The organism is Chelatococcus sp. HY11 (assembly GCF_018398335.1).
In the GTDB taxonomy this organism is placed as follows: Bacteria; Pseudomonadota; Alphaproteobacteria; order Rhizobiales; family Beijerinckiaceae; genus Chelatococcus.
In genome coordinates this window covers 535,223-551,573 of sequence record NZ_JAHBRX010000001.1, presented here as the reverse complement: position 1 = coordinate 551,573, position 16,351 = coordinate 535,223, and the positions used below count along the sequence as shown (strand labels likewise).

Genomic DNA, 16,351 nt, shown 5'->3' with positions numbered 1-16,351 from the left:
GCTGGCGCGCCACAATCCCCTGTGTCAAACCTGCCTCACCCTGAGCCAGGCCAGCGCATATCGCGGGAACGTCTTGCTCGCCGGGCCCGGGCGGACCGTGCCCATACCTGTGGAAACGAGTAGTAGCGATGAGTGACGATCAGCGGCGGCCCCGCCACGGCAAATCCGGCCCTGGCCACAAATCCGGCCCTGGCAGATCGAATCGCCCCCCCTCACGGCCAGACTGGCGCGCGCGAAGGGCCGCGGAGGTCGAGGACGGCGTCATCCTGTACGGCTGGCATCCTGTCGTCGAGGCGCTTTCGAATCCGAAGCGCCGCATCCGCCGTCTACTCGTGACCGAGAACGCGCAGCGACGCCTGACCGAAGAGCTGGGCCCCCTGCGCGTCACGCCGGAACTCGCTCGTCCGGACGAGATCGCGCGCAAGCTCGAGCCGGATGCGGTGCATCAGGGTCTCTATATCGAGGCGGATCCCCTCCCCTCTCCCACCATCGAGACGATGAACGCGCAATCATTGATTCTCGTCCTGGACCAGATCACCGACCCGCATAATGTCGGCGCCATCGTCCGCACCGCCGCCGCCTTCGGCGTGGACAGCATCGTGACCACCGCCCGGCATAGCCCCTCGGCCACCGGTGTCATGGCCAAATCAGCGTCGGGCGGGCTGGAACATGTGCCCTTCACCATCGTGCGCAACCTCGCCGGCGCCTTGCAGACGCTGCGTGAGCGCGGATTTCTGTGCATTGGTCTTGATTCCGCCGGCGAGACCGAACTTGAGGCCGTTCCGCTGCGCCGCCCGGTCGCGCTCGTCCTCGGCGCGGAGGGCAAAGGCCTTCGGCAGCTCACCCGGGAACGCTGCAACGTGCTCGCTCGGCTCGACATGCCGGGTCATATCAAGAGCCTGAACGTGTCGAACGCCGCAGCCGTCGCCCTCTACGCGACCTCCCGGGCGCTCGCCGCTCTTGATTGATTGACGCGCGCGGGCGCCCGCGCGCGGTTGGCCCACGGCACAGGCACTCTCACAGGCACTCTCTTGACGCCGCGGCGCGCCTTCCCACGCCGCCCCTCACCGGCCGTGGCGTGGACAACGCCGATTGATGGCACGATCAGGCAATAAGCATGCCCGCCCACTCGGCTGCCCGTCCGAACGACCACTACGCCGACACATTCAACTTTTGAATGACGACGAATTGACGAGCGACACGGCACCGCCTCCCGCCGTAGTTTTCCCGTATTGACCGTACGGTCGGCCATGATTCTAGAGGGCAGCTGCAATGTTCGCAAGCAACCCTGATCTGAATCATTGAGATCGGAAGACAATAAAACGAGGAAACACTTGAGGAGGCGTCAATGAGCGTCGCGGCAGCGGAAGCGATATCCGAGCAGAAGCGTCCTATGACCCGCGAAGAGCGCAAAGTTATCGTTGCGTCTTCGCTTGGAACGGTCTTCGAATGGTATGATTTTTACTTGGCAGGCTCGCTTGCCATCAATATTTCGATGAACTTCTTTTCCGGCGTCAACCCGACCGCCGGATTTATTTTTACACTGCTTGGGTTCGCTGCCGGATTTGCGGTGCGCCCCTTCGGTGCCCTGTTCTTCGGACGGCTCGGCGATCTCATAGGCAGAAAGTATACGTTCCTCGTGACGATGACCGTCATGGGTATCTCGACCTTCGTGGTCGGCCTGCTGCCCAGCTACGCCTCCATCGGCATCATCGCGCCGATTGCCTTCGTCGCTTGCCGTCTGCTGCAAGGACTGGCGCTCGGTGGCGAATACGGCGGCGCCGCGACCTATGTGGCGGAGCACGCCCCCCAGGGACGCCGTGGCTTCTATACGTCGTGGATCCAGACCACCGCGACCGTCGGCCTGTTCCTCTCGCTCGTCGTCATCCTCGTCCTGCGCATGTCGATGTCGACCGAGGCGTTCAACGAATGGGGCTGGCGCGTTCCCTTCCTCCTGTCGATCCTCCTCCTCGGCGTGTCCATCTGGATCCGCCTGCAGCTCCAGGAATCCCCCGCCTTCGTCAAGATGAAGGAAGAAGGCACGGGCTCGAAGGCTCCCCTCAAGGAGGCTTTCGGCACCTGGAAGAACGCCAAGATCGGAATTATCGCGCTGCTCGGCGGCACCGCCGGCCAGGCCGTCGTCTGGTATACAGGCCAGTTCTACGCCCTGTTCTTCCTGACACAGACTTTGAAAATTGACGGAACGACGGCGAATATTCTGATCGCTCTCGCTCTCCTCATCGGTACGCCGTTCTTCATCTTCTTCGGTTGGCTGTCGGACCGCATCGGCCGCAAGCCCATCATCCTTGCGGGCTGCCTGATCGCCGCGATCACGTATTTCCCGCTGTTCGCAGCGCTTGGCAAATATGGCAATCCGACCCTCATTGCCGCTCAGGAGAAAGCGCCGGTGACGGTCATCGCCAACCCGGCTGAGTGCTCGTTCCAGTTCAACCCCGTGGGCACGTCGAGCTTCACGACGTCTTGCGATATCGCCAAGTCGTTCCTTGCCCGCAATGCCGTGAACTATGCGAATGAGGCGGCTCCGGCTGGTACGATCGCGAAGATCCGCATCGGCGACCAGGTGATTGAGTCCTTCGACGCCCGTACCGCCGGCGCCGAAGCCGCGGCCCGCACGGCCGCATTCACCAAAGCCGCCACGGACGCCATCCGTTCCCATGGCTATCCCGCCGCCGCAGATCCCACCAAGATCAACATGTTCATGATGACGCTCATACTCACCGTCCTCGTGATTTTCGTGACGATGGTGTACGGCCCCATTGCGGCTTTGCTGGTGGAACTTTTCCCAACTCGTATCCGCTACTCGGGCATGTCATTGCCGTATCACATCGGCAATGGCTGGTTCGGTGGATTTCTGCCACCCACCGCCTTCGCCATCGTTGCCGCCACCGGCAATATTTACTCCGGTCTGTGGTATCCGATTATCATCGCGCTCATGACGTTCGTGGTCGGTCTTCTCCTGATGCCCGAGACCAAGGATCGCGACATCTTCACTTACGAAGGGGACAAGTAATCGGGAAGCGTCGCACCGACGTCCGATAGGCTGGTCTGACCTCATGGAAAATGAGCGATCAGGACAATGTGAGCCTGCGACCACATAAAAACTGCAATTTCGGTGAAAGGTCGCGGAACTTGGTCCTTACTCCAACGTTGTCAGACCAGGAAATTGATGCGTTTATCGAGACCCTAAAGCCCCGCCTCACGGCGGGGTCTTTTTTTGAACCGGGCACCGGCGGGGCGTCTCCGCTCTGCGCCGGTGCGAGAGCCCTATCAGCGCGGGCAGACCGTGACGGTGCGTGTCCGCCAGACGCCATTAACGATCACACGGCGCGGAGCACGGTAGCAGTAGGATCGGCTCGAATTTGCCGCCGCTGCGATGCCGGCTCCGAGAATGGCGCCCGTCGCAAGGGCAGCCCCCGCCCCCCAGCCGTCATATCCGTAGCCATAGCCGTAGTAGGGACCATAGCCGTAGGCCGGGCCGCCATACCAGCCGCCTCGCCATGCGGGACGGGCATACCAGCCGCCGTTCCAGCCAGGGCGCCAACCGGCGTTCCAGCCCGGACGATACCCCCAGCCCGGTCGGTTCCACCCGCCACCACCCCAGCCCGGCCTCACCCCGGGCGCGAAGCGCGGCCCGCCACCTCCCCATCCGGGCCGGCCGCCCCAATGAGCGCCACCGCCACCTCTCCATTGCGCCTCGGCGGGGGTTGGCACGCTCGCGACCATGAACCCCGCCGCGACCATTGCGCCCGCACCGCACAGAAGTGTCTTGATAGGCTTGAAATTCCGCATGAACGTTCTCCCGCTCAAGCCACGCCCAACGATCAAGGCTAACTGTTTGCCAAAGCGAACTGTCCGCCTGGACCTTCTTTATCGGTAAACGCGGGCAGCCCCCGCCCCGTTCCACAGGCCGTTGTCAGCGGCCGAGATCAGGAACCTTACCCATCAACAAGAAAGGCCCCGCACGGGCGGGGCCTCTTCATAGACGCGGTTCGCTGCTCAATCGCAGACGGTGACGCGGCGCACGCTCCACCCCCAGCCTTCGACCCAGACACGACGGGGCGCGACATAGCAAGCGGGACCATCATCATAACCATCATAGGCCCACGCGGGCGGCGGAGGAGCGGAAGCACGCGCCGCTCCAGCGGCAAGCGCGCCAAGCGCCAGGCCTCCGACGATACCAGCGGCCACCGCCCCGCCGTTACCGCCGTGATACCGATAATAGCCATGCCGGCCATACCAACCCGCCGACGCTTCCCCCGCGCCGGCCACAAGCCCTCCGAGAAGCGTCAAGCCGGCAAGGCCAGCCGCGACCGTTTTCTTGGAAAGGCCGTTGAACGAAACGGAACGGATCATGATCACTTCCTCGATACCATTGACGAGCCTGCGATTTCCTTTGAAAGCAGGCCCGCCTCATTTCCATCCTCGAAAAAAATGATCGCCCATTGTGGCCTAACGTGGCCGCAAGCACGGCCTTGACAAGGCGTGAAAATCTTTTGCTCGCACCGCCCGCATCGGGACTGGCGATAACCCCCCAATCATGATCGCCCCGAAACAATTGGGTCTTGAAGACAGCCGCGCCATCGCAAGAGATACACCTTGGGCCCAATCACCGCTCCTGTCGCCAACGCCCCTTGCGGATTCCCGCAAAGACTGGTAGCCGAGACACCCACGCGCACCACGCCACCGGTTGAATTAAGCTGGTTGAGAGATTTGGTTTGTGATCAGGCGGCGGAAAGCGACTCTGAATCATGCGCTTCACGAGCGCCTGATCTGGACGAGTAGTGAATAGGCACCTCATCGGTGCCGCAAGGGCCGGCGTAGCACAGCGGTAGTGCAGCGGTTTTGTAAACCGAAGGTCGGGAGTTCGATCCTCTCCGCCGGCACCACATTCCCCGCCGAACACCGGCCAAGTTGCCCGCGATCTGTTAAGATAACAGCGTAGGAACCCCTCTTGCGGGACCGGTGGCCTGGAAAGTCGCCTCGCATCTCGGAAGCGGGACGGGCGCGCCTGTCTCCAGACGGCTCGGATGATTCGGGAGCTCACGCAGCGTTTTCCAGCGCCGAGCCAAAAATCCGCGATCGGCCGCCGGGCGTGTCATCGCCGCAACGGGATCGAAAGCGTATGAAACCGACAGAGGCCCCTATCGCGGGCGTCTACCTCACAGCATCGATGTAAAGATATAAACAACTCTTTATATGACATTGACTTGCCCGCCGACGCAGCTCAAGATGCGCATGCCATGGTTCCCCGACATGCCGCCTGCGGCGCGTCGGGGCTAAGAGGGAAGCCGGTGAAATGCCGGCGCTGCCCCCGCAACTGTAAGCGGCGAGCCGATGCCCACGATGTCACTGAGGCGATAGCCTTGGGAAGACGGGTGGAGGCGACGACCTGCGAGCCAGGAGACCTGCCGTGGCGAACAACGTCCACGGGCGGGGTGTCCCGGTGGTGCGCTCGACGGCTCGCCCGGATCTCTGTTCGGCCGGTGATCGTCCCGCGTCCGCTCTGGCCTTTGCCCCCAATTTTGGGGTTAAGCCTATGTATCGATCATCATCCATTGGCATCGCGACGCTCGGCACGCCGCGCATCGGTCCGCGCCGCGAACTCAAGATCGCGCTTGAGAGTTTCTGGTCCGGCAAGTCCGACGAGAAGGCATTGCTGGAAGCCGCCTCCGCCCTGCGCGCGGCCAACTGGGCGCGCCAGAAATCCCAGGGGATCACGACCATCCCATCCAATGACTTTTCTTTCTACGATCAGGTGCTCGACACCAGCGTGATGGTCGGCGCCATCCCCGCCGCTTATGGCTGGACGGGCGGCCCGGTGTCGCTCGCGACCTATTTCGCGATGGCGCGCGGCTCGCAGGGGGACGCGCAACCTCACGCCTGCGGCCATGGCCACCACGATCATGGCGCGCCTCATGGTGTCCCGGCTTCCCATGGCGTCCCGGCCCAGGAAATGACGAAGTGGTTCGACACCAACTATCACTACATGGTGCCGGAATTCGAGGCCGGGCAGCGCTTTGCGCTCGCCTCCCTCAAGCCGGTCGAGGAGTACCGCGAGGCAAAATCCCTCGGTTTCGAGACCCGTCCGGTCCTGCTCGGCCCCGTCACCTTCCTGCGTCTCGGCAAGGCAAAGGATCCGTCCTTCGACCCGCTGACGCTTCTGGGTGACCTGCTGCCGGTCTATGTCGATGTCCTGCGCCGGCTTGCCGCCAATGGCGCGACATGGGTCCAGATCGATGAGCCCTGCCTCGTGCTCGATCTCGACAAACCCGCGCGCGAGGCGCTGCGTCGCGCCTACGCGCTGTTCGCCCATGCCTTGCCGGATCTGAAAATCATGCTCGCCACCTATTTCGGCAGCATCGGCGATAACCTGGACACCGCGCTCTCGCTGCACGTCGCGGGCTTGCATGTCGATCTGGTGCGTGCGCCGGAGCAGCTCGATGCAGTTCTCGCCAAGGCGCCGCGTGGCCTTGTCCTGTCACTAGGTGTCGTCGATGGCCGCAACATCTGGCGCACGGATCTGGAGAAAGTCCTGGCCCGGGTGGCGCCCGTCGCCGCGAAGCGCGGGACCGACCATGTCCAGATCGCGCCATCCTGCTCGCTGCTGCACAGCCCGCTCGACCTCGAACTGGAAACGAACCTCGATCCCGAAGTGAGGGGCTGGCTCTCCTTCGCCGTGCAGAAAATGGGTGAGCTGGCCACGCTCGGCCGCGCGCTCGCGGACGGACGCGAGAGCGTCAAGGAGGCTCTCGCCGCCTCGACAGCGACGGCGAGAGCCCGCAAGGCTTCTCCAAAGGTCAACGACGCGATCGTCGCCGCGCGCCTGGCGGCCGTGACGGAGGCCTTCGCGCGCCGCAAGAATGCCTTCGCGAGCCGGGCGAGACTACAGCGCGAGCGCTTCAACCTCCCGGCCTTCCCCACCACGACCATCGGCTCCTTCCCGCAAACCCCGGAGGTCCGCAAGGCACGCGCCGCCCATGACAAGGGGCAGCTCGACGCAGCCGACTATGAAGCCTTCCTGCGCGAGGAAACGGCGCGCGCCGTGCGCTGGCAGGAGGAGATCGGTCTCGACGTGCTTGTTCACGGCGAATTCGAGCGCAATGACATGGTCCAGTATTTCGGCGAGCAGCTCGCGGGCTTCGCCTTCACGCGTCATGGCTGGGTTCAGAGTTACGGCTCGCGTTGCGTGCGCCCGCCGATCCTCTATGGCGACGTCTCGCGCCCCGAGCCGATGACCGTGGAGTGGTGGCGCTATGCCCAGTCACTGACCAAGAAGCCGATGAAGGCCATGCTGACCGGGCCGGTAACGATCCTCAACTGGTCTTTCGTGCGCGACGACATCCCGCGCAGCGACGCTGCCAGACAGATCGCCCTCGCCATTCGTGATGAAGTGCTCGATCTGGAGCGGGCGGGCGCCGCCATGATCCAGATCGACGAGGCGGCTCTGCGCGAAGGCTTGCCGCTGCGCCGGGGGGATTGGAAGCGCTATCTCGACTGGGCCGTCGAAAGCTTCCGCCTCTGCTCGTCGGGCGTCGGCGACGACACCCAGATCCACACGCATATGTGCTACTCGGAATTCAACCAGATCATCGACGCCATCGCGGCGATGGATGCCGACGTCATCTCGATCGAGACCTCGCGGTCGAAAATGGAGCTGCTGGAAGCCTTCCGCAGCTACAAATATCCGAACGAGATCGGCCCCGGCGTCTATGACATCCACTCGCCGCGCGTGCCCGATGTCGAAGAGATGTCGGAGCTGCTGCGACTCGCGCGCCAACGGCTGAACGACGAGCAGCTCTGGGTCAACCCGGACTGCGGGCTGAAGACGCGCAAATGGGAAGAGGTCAGGCCGGCGTTGATCAACATGGTCCGGGCGGCGCGGGACCTGCGCGCCTTGCGCCACTGACACTGCAGGATCGCCCGGCGCGGCGCGGATGCCGCGCCCCAGTGTGGTTCGTGGCCGCGCACTCAATAGCAGAGGCCCCGTGCCGCGACCAGACATCACGGTACGGGGACATGGCGCGCTCAGCCCCCGACGCGCTTTGCGTCGTAGACCTGGTCGGCGGGCAGGCTCAGTAGCCTTTGCGCCATGTCGTTCTTGAGCCAAACCAGCCGCTCTTCCTCCGCGGCGGTCCTGTTCTCCTTAGCGGCGAGCGTGATGAACTCGTCATGTACCAGCCCCGGCCGGAGGGTGAGATCGACCGTCGTGCCGCGATAGTGAAAACGGAAGAGATAACGGCCTTTCGGGCTCGAAAGCACATCGTCGCTGGCGAGCGCGAGGTCAACGTTATAGCGTCCCGCCGTGACCATGCGCGTCACCATCTCGAAGGCATCGCGCCCGCCCGGGCCGGGAAATGCGGTATCCATCGAGAGTTCACGCCGCTCGGGAGGATTTCCGCCATCAAGGAGGGGGAAGGCGCGCTGCATGACCTTGAACGCATGGGCGACCCCGCCCGGATAGCCGAAGCCATGATACTTCAAGATCTCCGCGAAGGTGAAGCTGATCGGCTGGCCGTTCTCGTGAACAGTGACTGTGTCGCTCATTGCCGGACAATTCCTTGTTGAGAGAATGAAAGCTCTAAAGCGATTCCAGTGGAAGCTTGCAGCGGTTCAGCGCCTGGAATTGTGTAAAAGACGGAGAGAAGCCCACGGTGATAACCCGGTAACGAGGGGGCGACACCCCGTCACCGCCTTCTTTCAACTGTCGCCTGTATAGTCCGGTTGATTTGACACCCTGACTCGGTAGATTGCCTTGGCCCGCCATCAGGGTACCGCAGTGGAGTTTTCAATGTCTGATCTTGTCGTCGTGGTCTATCCTTCGGAGCAGAAGGCTGAAGAAATTCGCCAGCGGTTGTTCGAGCTCCAGAAGGAGTATCTCATCAAGATTGGCGACGCCGTCATCGCGACGAAGGACGAGAAGGGCCACGTCAAGCTTAATCAGCTCATGAATACGACCGCGGCCGGCGCCGCCTCGGGCAGCCTGTGGGGACTGCTCATCGGAGCCGTCTTCCTGATGCCGCTTGTCGGCGTTGTCCTCGGCGCCGCCTCGGGCGCTCTCGGTGGCGCTCTGACCGACTACGGCATCAACGACAAGTTCATGAAGGAATTGAGCGAGTCGCTGCAGCCCGGCAGCGCCGCGCTGTTCGTCCTGGTGCAGGAAGTCACCGGCGACAAGGTCCTGGAGGAGCTGCGCGGCTCAGGCGGCACGGTGCTCAAGACCTCGCTCGACCACAGCAAGGAACAGGCCTTGCGCGAAGCGCTCGCCGCGCAGCCGCTGAGCGCGCCGGCTCCCGCCGCCCCCTCAGCCTGAGCCGAAGCTGTCAGCAAAGTCGCTAGCGTGAGAAACCCGATGAGCAAACCCCTGGCAATCGCGGCGTTGAGTGTCGCTCTTCCTCTTCTACTCGCAGCCGCGCCCGCCAGCGCAGCCGGCTTCACCTGTCCATGGAAGCCCATCGCCGACGGCCAACAGGCCGCGAGCGTCGAGAAGCTGCTGCCGACCGGTGACGCCTTCGACGACATCGCGCAGTTGAACGCTGCGGTCTATGCGCTGCGCCAGCAAGGCACTTCCGAGACCTTGGTGATCGATAGTCTCGTAGCTGGCTACTGTCCGGTCGTTGCGTCGAATACCGCCTTGTCCGATGCGCAGAAGACCGCGCGCGTCATGCGGTTTGCCGCGCGCGTCATGCGCACGGTCTATTCGCTGGATGACGCAGACCAGATCATTCTCGACGTGCCGCTCCGCCCGACTGTCGTCGAGGCCGTGCGGGCCAAGGCCAAGAGCGCGGGCATTTCCGCCGAGGCCTGGATCGCCGGCGTCGTCCAGGCTCAAAGCAGCCCCTGAAAACGGTCTATTGTCGCCTCGCTATGCATGACCACGCAAAGCGAGGCGACTCACTGGTCGCGATCACAGGGACTCGGCTGTTGCCGAGCTTCTGATCTATAGCCGAAATCGGATAAATCCGATCTCGCGGACAAGCCCGGTGATGACGGGGCGCCGCGCACCAGCATCATGGGAGACAATGTGTAATGTGGCAGTGGTTTGTGGACGTGCTGCGAGCGCATCCCGCAATCGCAGTATTCCTGTCACTCGCCATAGGCTACGCGGTCGGAAAGCTGTCGTACAAGGGTATCGGCCTTGGCGCGGTGACAGGAACACTCCTCACCGCCCTCGTCGTCGGACAGCTGGACATTGTCATTTCTAACGACGTCCGCTCCATCTTCTTTCTGATCTTTCTGTTCGCCATAGGCTACAGTGTCGGTCCGCAATTCGTACAGGGCGTCGCCAAGAACGGATTGCCGCAAGCCGCTTTCACCATCGTGGTCTGCGTGCTGTGTCTCGGTGTTGCATGGCTGTGCGCCCGGATCGCAGGCTACAACGTTGGTTTTGCCGCAGGGCTTTTCGCCGGCTCCAACACGATCTCATCCGCCCTTGCTCTCTCCGTCGACGCGATCGAGCAAATCGGCAAGCCTCCTGAGGAGACGAACGCGCTGGTCAATGCGGTACCGACCGCTTTCGCGATGACCTACATCTTCGGTACCATCGGCGCCACGCTCATCATCGCGCTCCTCGGCCCGAAGCTGCTCGGCATCAACCTGGTCGAGGCCTGCAAGGCCTACGAGATCAAGATGGGCGCGCGCGCCAACCATGGCGGCCATAGCTCCGCATGGCATCAGTTCATCGCACGGTCCTATCGTATTTTGCCGGATAGCAGTTTCATCGGACAAACGGCGCTGCGGGTCGAGGCGAGCTACCGTCACAAGCAGTTCTTCGTAGAAAGACTACGCCGCGACAATGCGATCTTCGATGTCAAGGCTGATACCGTGTTGCAGGCCGGAGACGTCATCGCCGTGGCGGGAGAACGCGGCGATATTCTGCAGCAGCTCGGCCATTCCCTGGAGGAAGTCGAGGACCGGGAACTCCTCGATGTTCGGATCGAGGGCGTCGACGTCCTTCTCACGAATCGGCACTTCGACGGGAAGACACTCAGCGAACTCGCGAAACTCCCCGTCACGCGTGGAATTTTTCTGAGACGCATCCGCCGCGGCGCGACGGGTGTCGACATTCCGATACTTCCCGCGACCGAACTGCACCGCGGCGACGTGCTGACCGTCTATGGACGCCCGCAAGACATTTCAGCCGCGGTTTCAACTTTTGGACGCGCGGACCGGAGCAGCGACGAGACGGATATCGGATTCGTCGCGGGCGCGATCGTGATCGGAGCACTTGTCGGCACACTCGTCTGGCACATAGGCTCGGTGCCGATCACACTCTCTTCGTCCGGCGGCGTATTGATCGCGGGCATCGTGGCAGGCTGGTTGCGGGCGGTGCACCCCACCTTCGGTAACGTGCCCCCCGCGGCGGGCTGGCTGATGAACTCCCTTGGCCTCAACATGTTCATCGCGACAGTCGGCCTGTCCTCCGGCCCGAGCTTCGTCGCCGGCGCGGAACAGCTCGGCGCAAGTCTATTTCTCTGGGGCATGGTCGCGACGGCCGTGCCGCTGATCCTCAGCCTCTATATCGGCCGTTACCTGTTCAGGTTCGACGACGCGATCCTGCTTGGCTGCTGCGCCGGCGCGCGCGCGTCCACGGCCACGCTCGGCATGCTGACGGAGAGGGCCGGCAGTCAGGTTCCAGCGCTCGGCTTCACCGTGACCTGCGCGGTCGGCAACACGCTGCTGACCATCGGCGGCATCATCATCGTCATGCTGATGCGGTGAGCGTGGTCACCCTTATCGCGGAAGCATGAGATCAGGGGTGTCGCGCGATGTCATGGAGCCGAGCACGAACGCAAGATTGGAGGCCGCCACCAAGGCCGCCATATGGGCATCGGCGCGGGCCTGGCGGGCGTCGAGCAAGCCCGTGTCGGCGGCCGTCGCGGCCGTGATAGTCCCGAGCCCGTTGCGATAGGCGTCAAGAGCCGCGTCGTAGGTGATCGTGGCCGCCTCGGTCAAGCGCGTCGCGGCCTGATAAGACTGAAGCGCGGATCGCACCGCGTTGGATGCAACCACCATCTCACGCACGGCGTCCTGCTGGGTCTTCTTGAAGATGTCCTGCGCGGCGGAAACCCGCGACTGGGCGGCGCGCAGGTTGGCACTCCGCACACCGCCGTCGAACAGCGGCATGGTGGCCCCCACCAGGACCCCCGTCGCCGAGGTCTGCTGCCCGATGGTCGGGAGGCCGCTGGCATTGAAGCTTCCGCTGCCGGTTGCCACGCCGCCAGCCACGAAGACTTTCGGCAGGTAATCCGCCTTCGCGGCGTCCACCCCGGCCTCGCTCGCCTTGATGGTCGCATAGCTCGCCAGCACGTCCGGCCGGCGCCTGAGCGCCAGCTTGATCATGTCGTCCATCGGCAGATTGACCGCTGAAGGAAGACGGCGGTTGCCGGCATTGGCGACCTTGATGGCGAGTGTCGGCGACACACCCATCGCGCCGAGCAGGGCTTGGTAGGCATCCTGCTCCTGCCCCTGTGCCACGACGCGGCGCAGTTCCGATTGCGCGACCTGCTGACGCGCCTGCGCCACCTCCACGGTCGTCCCGATGCCTCCCTTTTCACGCTGCACCGCCGCGGCATAGATGGCGCGGCTGTTGCGCAAAGTTTGCTCGGCGATATCGACGCGTGTGCGCGCGGCTCCGTATTGATAATAGGTCTGCGTAACCGAGAAGATCAGCCTCTGGTGCGAGGCGTTGAACATCACATTGGCGGCGAACGACACTTGCTTGGCGGCATCGACGACGGCACTTCGCTGGCCGAAGTCGAACAGCAACCACTGAAACGCAAGCGATGACGTCACGCCGCGCGCGGTCGTATCGAGATAGCGCTGAACCCCGAGCGCCTGCACCGGTGTTTCAGTCGATTGCACGCCGCCGACGGCATTCGCGGAAATGGATGGCAGGAACGTCGCCTCGGCAATACCGACCGCGAGCGCGGATTGGCGCGCGTGTTCCCAGGCGACACGCGTCGTGGGATTGTTGCGCGCCGCGATGTCGATGAGTTCCGGCAGCTGGTAGACCTTGCCAGCCTGCGTTTGCGGCGGTGGCGGCATATCCGCGACTGCGGGATTGCCAAGAACGGAGAAGTCCCTGGCTTGCGCATCGGTCCCGGTGCTTCCCTGGCCACCTTTGGATGGCAGGAGGCTGCTGCCGGACCTGTTGCCCGGCGTCCAGGGTTGGGTGGGCGACGCGGGCGCGAGGCTTTCCGCATTGCTGGCGCAGCCGGCGACCAGTGCCGCCATGACCACAACGCAGGCACAATTGAAGCACACGCGGGCGCTGCGGCTTGTCCTACTCTTAACCGACATCGCGCCCCAGCCCGCCGAGGAGATCCTCTATCCGATCGACATGTTCTGGAACTGTATTACACAGGCTAAGGTCAGGCCGTAAATGATCCGCGGTGTTTTTTTGACCTTGCGGTGGCTCATTTGGCACCGAGAGGTCGTGAATGTCGCGGGACAACCGCGCGAAACGACTTGCCAAAACCATCCGCTCTTCCGCCGTACCGGGCATCTTCGCGACGGTGTCTTCATTGTCGGGCGAAGGTCCGTCAACGTCCCAGTCGGGTGCGCCAAGGACGAACAGCTTCGGAACAACGGCTTTCGCTTCCGCGATCACCTCCCCCAGACGTTCAATCTGCATGGCACCCGGGCGCTGGTGGCGGGGTTCGAACAGGGCGAGCGCCAGACTGTTCATGGCCGCCTCCAGCTGGGCCTCGGCCTTGGCGGCGTCGTTGGTCGCGGCCGAAATCTCCCCTGTACCTCGTCGTGCAAGTTGCGCCAGGGCCCCGAAAGCATCCGCGAGCTGCTGCTTGACGCCGTGGATGACACCGACCGGCCAGATTTGGGTGAAGACGACATAGACCATCACATTGCCGAGGAGGATGCCGACGATCCGGTCTCTGGCGGAATCCATGTCGAGGCTCGGCTCGAAGCCTTGAAGAATGGTCAGAAGAAACGCGAGCCCGATCTGAACGCCGCCATAGGAGATCCGCTCATTGCCGGTGGATACCCAGGCAGCCGGCAGGATGCCGGCGAAGACGAGAACCATCAGGCCGCCAACCGACGTGATGTTGGGAATGACGAACAGGATCGCCGCGATGCCCATCGCCGCGCCGATCAAGCATCCCACGATGCGCAGGGCGAGCTTGTGAACGGTCTCGGCCGTTGTCCCCAGCGCCGCCACGAAGCACGTGATCATCGCGGTGTGGATGCCCTGCCAGTCTATGCCCGTGTAAATGAGATAGCAGGCCATCGCGGCCGCGGCGGTCTTCAGGGCAAAGCGCTGGTGGTCAGGATTGCTCAGCGCATCCTGCGCGAAGAAGGGCTCCTTCGGCACCGGCGCCCAGCTCCGGGCGGGCAAGGCGAGAGCCTCGACGGCGCGTACGGCGACGCTGACTGCCGGATCGGACGACACCTGCTTTGCGTCCGGGGCTGTCCAGGAGGTCTCCGCTTTGCCCCTCGCCTTCTCCCTGATCGCCGCGATGGCAAGCCGGCAATCCGCCGCGAGGCGGCTACGCCATTCCGGCGCGAGCGACCGCGGAAGCGCGGCAATCGCGAGCAGCAGACGGTAGGTGCTGTCCGCGGCCTGTGACAGCCACATGCCCCGCGTCGCGGGCACGTAGTGAAAAAGCCGCGTCAGCAACGCCATCTGCTGCGGGTCGCCGTTGCCCTCGCGCAGAAGGGCCCGCACGCCGGAAACATCGCCGCGCTCGAGCGCGTCGGATGCCGTCTCCAGCCGCTCCTGCAACGTCGCCGCGAGCAGTCGGGCGGGCGTCCATCCCACCACCAGATTAAAAACGACCATGAGGGCCATCGGCATGGTCACCATCTGCCAGGCGTAGAGCAAACCTCTGGTGGCCAATTCGGCCACGGGTACATCCGCCGTGAGGCTGAGCGCGAATGTCACCACCAGCGCCATGTCCGACCCGAGGGGACCGAGACGGCTGACCGAACCAAGGAAAACAAGGGAAAAGGCCGCCAGCGCCATCGTCGCCAGCCGTAACGCGGGGACGTCGATGGTCCAACGGACCAGGACGAGGACCACAGCCACGACCACGGTCACGAGAATGGACGCGCCGATCCCAAGCGCGATATTCACGCCCGCGTTAGGCTTCATGAGATAGATGATGAGATAGCAACCGATAGCCGGCTCGGGAACCTTGTAGAGCATCGCGACGGCCGCCACGAGCGCGCAGAGGAGCGCGATACGCCACGTCATTCCGAAGCGCCCGGGAAAAATTCCCAGGTCGCGCCATACCTGACGGAGGATCACGCCCGGCATATCGTCAGCAGCGCTGGTCGCTGTGAACGATGACGACAGCCGAAGCGCCGACGCGCATCAGATCATCCGGGGGTTGATCAATCCGGACCCTAACCGGAAAACGCTGCGACACACGGACCCAGTTTAAGGTCTTGGGCACGTAAGGCAGATTCCGGGGTATCGGCAGCAGCTCCTCCGAACTCACGCCCCACCCGATGCCCTCGACGACGCCTTCCATGGCGACCGAGCGATCCGCCATCGCATAGACGGTCGCACAGCTGCCGACGGTGATGTTTCGCAGGTCTGTCTCGCGGAACGCGGCGGACGCAAACCATCTTCCCGTGTCGATGAGGGTGAAGACCGATTGCCCGGTTATGACGAATTCGCCCGTCGCTGTGCGCAAACCGGCGACGAGCCCGTCGTGCGGCGCCCGGATCTCCGTCTCTGCAAGATTGCGCTTGGCCAAGCCCAGCGCGGCCTTCCGCGCCTGCACCAACGCCTCGGCGGCATCGGCGCTGTTGACGAGCGCCTTCGCGGCCTCCACCTGCGCAAGGGCCTGCCTCAGGCTGACTTCGGCATCGCGCTTGGCGGTGGCGGCATCATCGACCTGCTGCGCGGTGACGTAACCCTTGGGCCGCAGCGCTGTGAGGCGATCGAGCGTCTGCGTCGCCAGAGCCAGATTGGCCCTCGCGCGGACCACCTGCTCGCCGGCGATGGCGGCGTTGGAGGCCTCCGCTTGGATGGTGCGCTCCTGAGTCGCGAGCGCGGCCTCGGCGATGCGCAGATCTGCGGTCGCCTGCTCCACGGCGAGCTCGTAAGCCTGAGGATCGATCGCGAAGAGAAGATCTCCCTTCTTCACGCGATCGTTTTCCTTCACGGCCAGCCGTATAATGCGCCCCGGCACCGTCGATGAGATCTGCACGAGATCGGCCTGCAACACCGCATCCTCGGACAATGGATTGCTGTCGGCCTTGTTGATGTAGCGCCAGCCGAGGAAGGCGGCCGCCGCCACTACGATGACCGCCACGATCCCGCCGAAGGCGTTGGAAGGGCTCGTCTTGCGCGATCCGGCCATGC

The 16,351-nt window shown here is 63.7% G+C and carries 12 protein-coding genes, 1 tRNA gene and 1 riboswitch; of the genes, 7 read left to right on the top strand and 6 right to left on the bottom strand.

Annotated elements, in window-relative coordinates; genetic code table 11:
- Positions 1 to 128: 128 nt before the first annotated feature.
- Positions 129 to 968: a 23S rRNA (guanosine(2251)-2'-O)-methyltransferase RlmB gene (gene rlmB / locus KIO74_RS02685; RefSeq protein ID WP_213330300.1), complete on the top strand. Its 840-nt coding sequence runs from the start codon at positions 129 to 131 to the stop codon at positions 966 to 968.
- Positions 969 to 1,348: 380 nt separating this feature from the next.
- A complete protein-coding gene (locus tag KIO74_RS02680; RefSeq protein ID WP_213330298.1) occupies positions 1,349 to 3,031 on the top strand; it encodes an MFS transporter in 1,683 nt (560 codons plus the stop codon).
- Between the two features lie 257 nt (positions 3,032 to 3,288).
- Here the strand turns inward: KIO74_RS02680 and KIO74_RS02675 are convergent, their stop codons facing one another.
- Together KIO74_RS02675 and KIO74_RS02670 are read right to left on the bottom strand one after the other, a co-directional pair.
- Positions 3,289 to 3,810, bottom strand: a complete 522-nt coding sequence (locus KIO74_RS02675) for a hypothetical protein (protein WP_213330296.1) — start codon at positions 3,808 to 3,810, stop codon at positions 3,289 to 3,291.
- A 207-nt stretch (positions 3,811 to 4,017) separates the two neighbouring features.
- On the bottom strand, positions 4,018 to 4,374 hold the full coding sequence (locus KIO74_RS02670; protein WP_213330294.1) for a hypothetical protein: 357 nt from the start codon (positions 4,372 to 4,374) through the stop codon (positions 4,018 to 4,020).
- Between the two features lie 458 nt (positions 4,375 to 4,832).
- On the opposite strand from KIO74_RS02670, the gene KIO74_RS02665 reads away from it, so the two are divergent.
- Positions 4,833 to 4,907 (top strand) — tRNA-Thr (locus KIO74_RS02665).
- A 338-nt stretch (positions 4,908 to 5,245) separates the two neighbouring features.
- Positions 5,246 to 5,448: riboswitch (cobalamin riboswitch) on the top strand.
- Positions 5,449 to 5,557: 109 nt separating this feature from the next.
- On the top strand, positions 5,558 to 7,927 hold the full coding sequence (gene metE, locus KIO74_RS02660; RefSeq protein WP_213333989.1) for a 5-methyltetrahydropteroyltriglutamate--homocysteine S-methyltransferase: 2,370 nt from the start codon (positions 5,558 to 5,560) through the stop codon (positions 7,925 to 7,927).
- A gap of 119 nt (positions 7,928 to 8,046) precedes the next feature.
- On the opposite strand, the gene KIO74_RS02655 is transcribed toward metE, so the two are convergent.
- Positions 8,047 to 8,565 carry a hypothetical protein gene (locus KIO74_RS02655; RefSeq protein ID WP_213330292.1) on the bottom strand — a complete coding sequence of 173 codons (519 nt, stop codon included), beginning with the start codon at positions 8,563 to 8,565 and terminating at the stop codon, positions 8,047 to 8,049.
- Positions 8,566 to 8,809: 244 nt separating this feature from the next.
- Between KIO74_RS02655 and KIO74_RS02650 the strand changes: the two genes are divergently transcribed.
- The 3 genes from KIO74_RS02650 (at position 8,810) to aspT (ending at position 11,739) form a co-directional block, all read left to right on the top strand.
- Positions 8,810 to 9,331 carry a DUF1269 domain-containing protein gene (locus tag KIO74_RS02650; protein WP_213330290.1) on the top strand — a complete coding sequence of 174 codons (522 nt, stop codon included), beginning with the start codon at positions 8,810 to 8,812 and terminating at the stop codon, positions 9,329 to 9,331.
- A gap of 39 nt (positions 9,332 to 9,370) precedes the next feature.
- Positions 9,371 to 9,862 (top strand): hypothetical protein, encoded by a 492-nt coding sequence (locus tag KIO74_RS02645; protein WP_213330288.1) that lies wholly within the window; start codon positions 9,371 to 9,373, stop codon positions 9,860 to 9,862.
- 185 nt (positions 9,863 to 10,047) lie between these two features.
- Positions 10,048 to 11,739, top strand: coding sequence for an aspartate-alanine antiporter (gene aspT / locus KIO74_RS02640; protein WP_213330286.1), 1,692 nt, complete (start codon positions 10,048 to 10,050; stop codon positions 11,737 to 11,739).
- Between the two features lie 12 nt (positions 11,740 to 11,751).
- On the opposite strand, the gene KIO74_RS02635 is transcribed toward aspT, so the two are convergent.
- From KIO74_RS02635 to mdtN, 3 genes are all read right to left on the bottom strand, one after another.
- Positions 11,752 to 13,254, bottom strand: coding sequence for a TolC family protein (locus KIO74_RS02635; RefSeq protein WP_213330284.1), 1,503 nt, complete (start codon positions 13,252 to 13,254; stop codon positions 11,752 to 11,754).
- Positions 13,255 to 13,309: 55 nt separating this feature from the next.
- Entirely contained in the window at positions 13,310 to 15,232 is a 1,923-nt protein-coding gene (locus tag KIO74_RS02630) for an FUSC family protein (RefSeq protein ID WP_249730834.1), read from the bottom strand.
- Positions 15,233 to 15,299: 67 nt separating this feature from the next.
- Positions 15,300 to 16,349, bottom strand: a complete 1,050-nt coding sequence (gene mdtN / locus KIO74_RS02625) for a multidrug transporter subunit MdtN (RefSeq protein WP_213330280.1) — start codon at positions 16,347 to 16,349, stop codon at positions 15,300 to 15,302.
- Between the last annotated feature and the right edge of the window lie 2 nt (positions 16,350 to 16,351).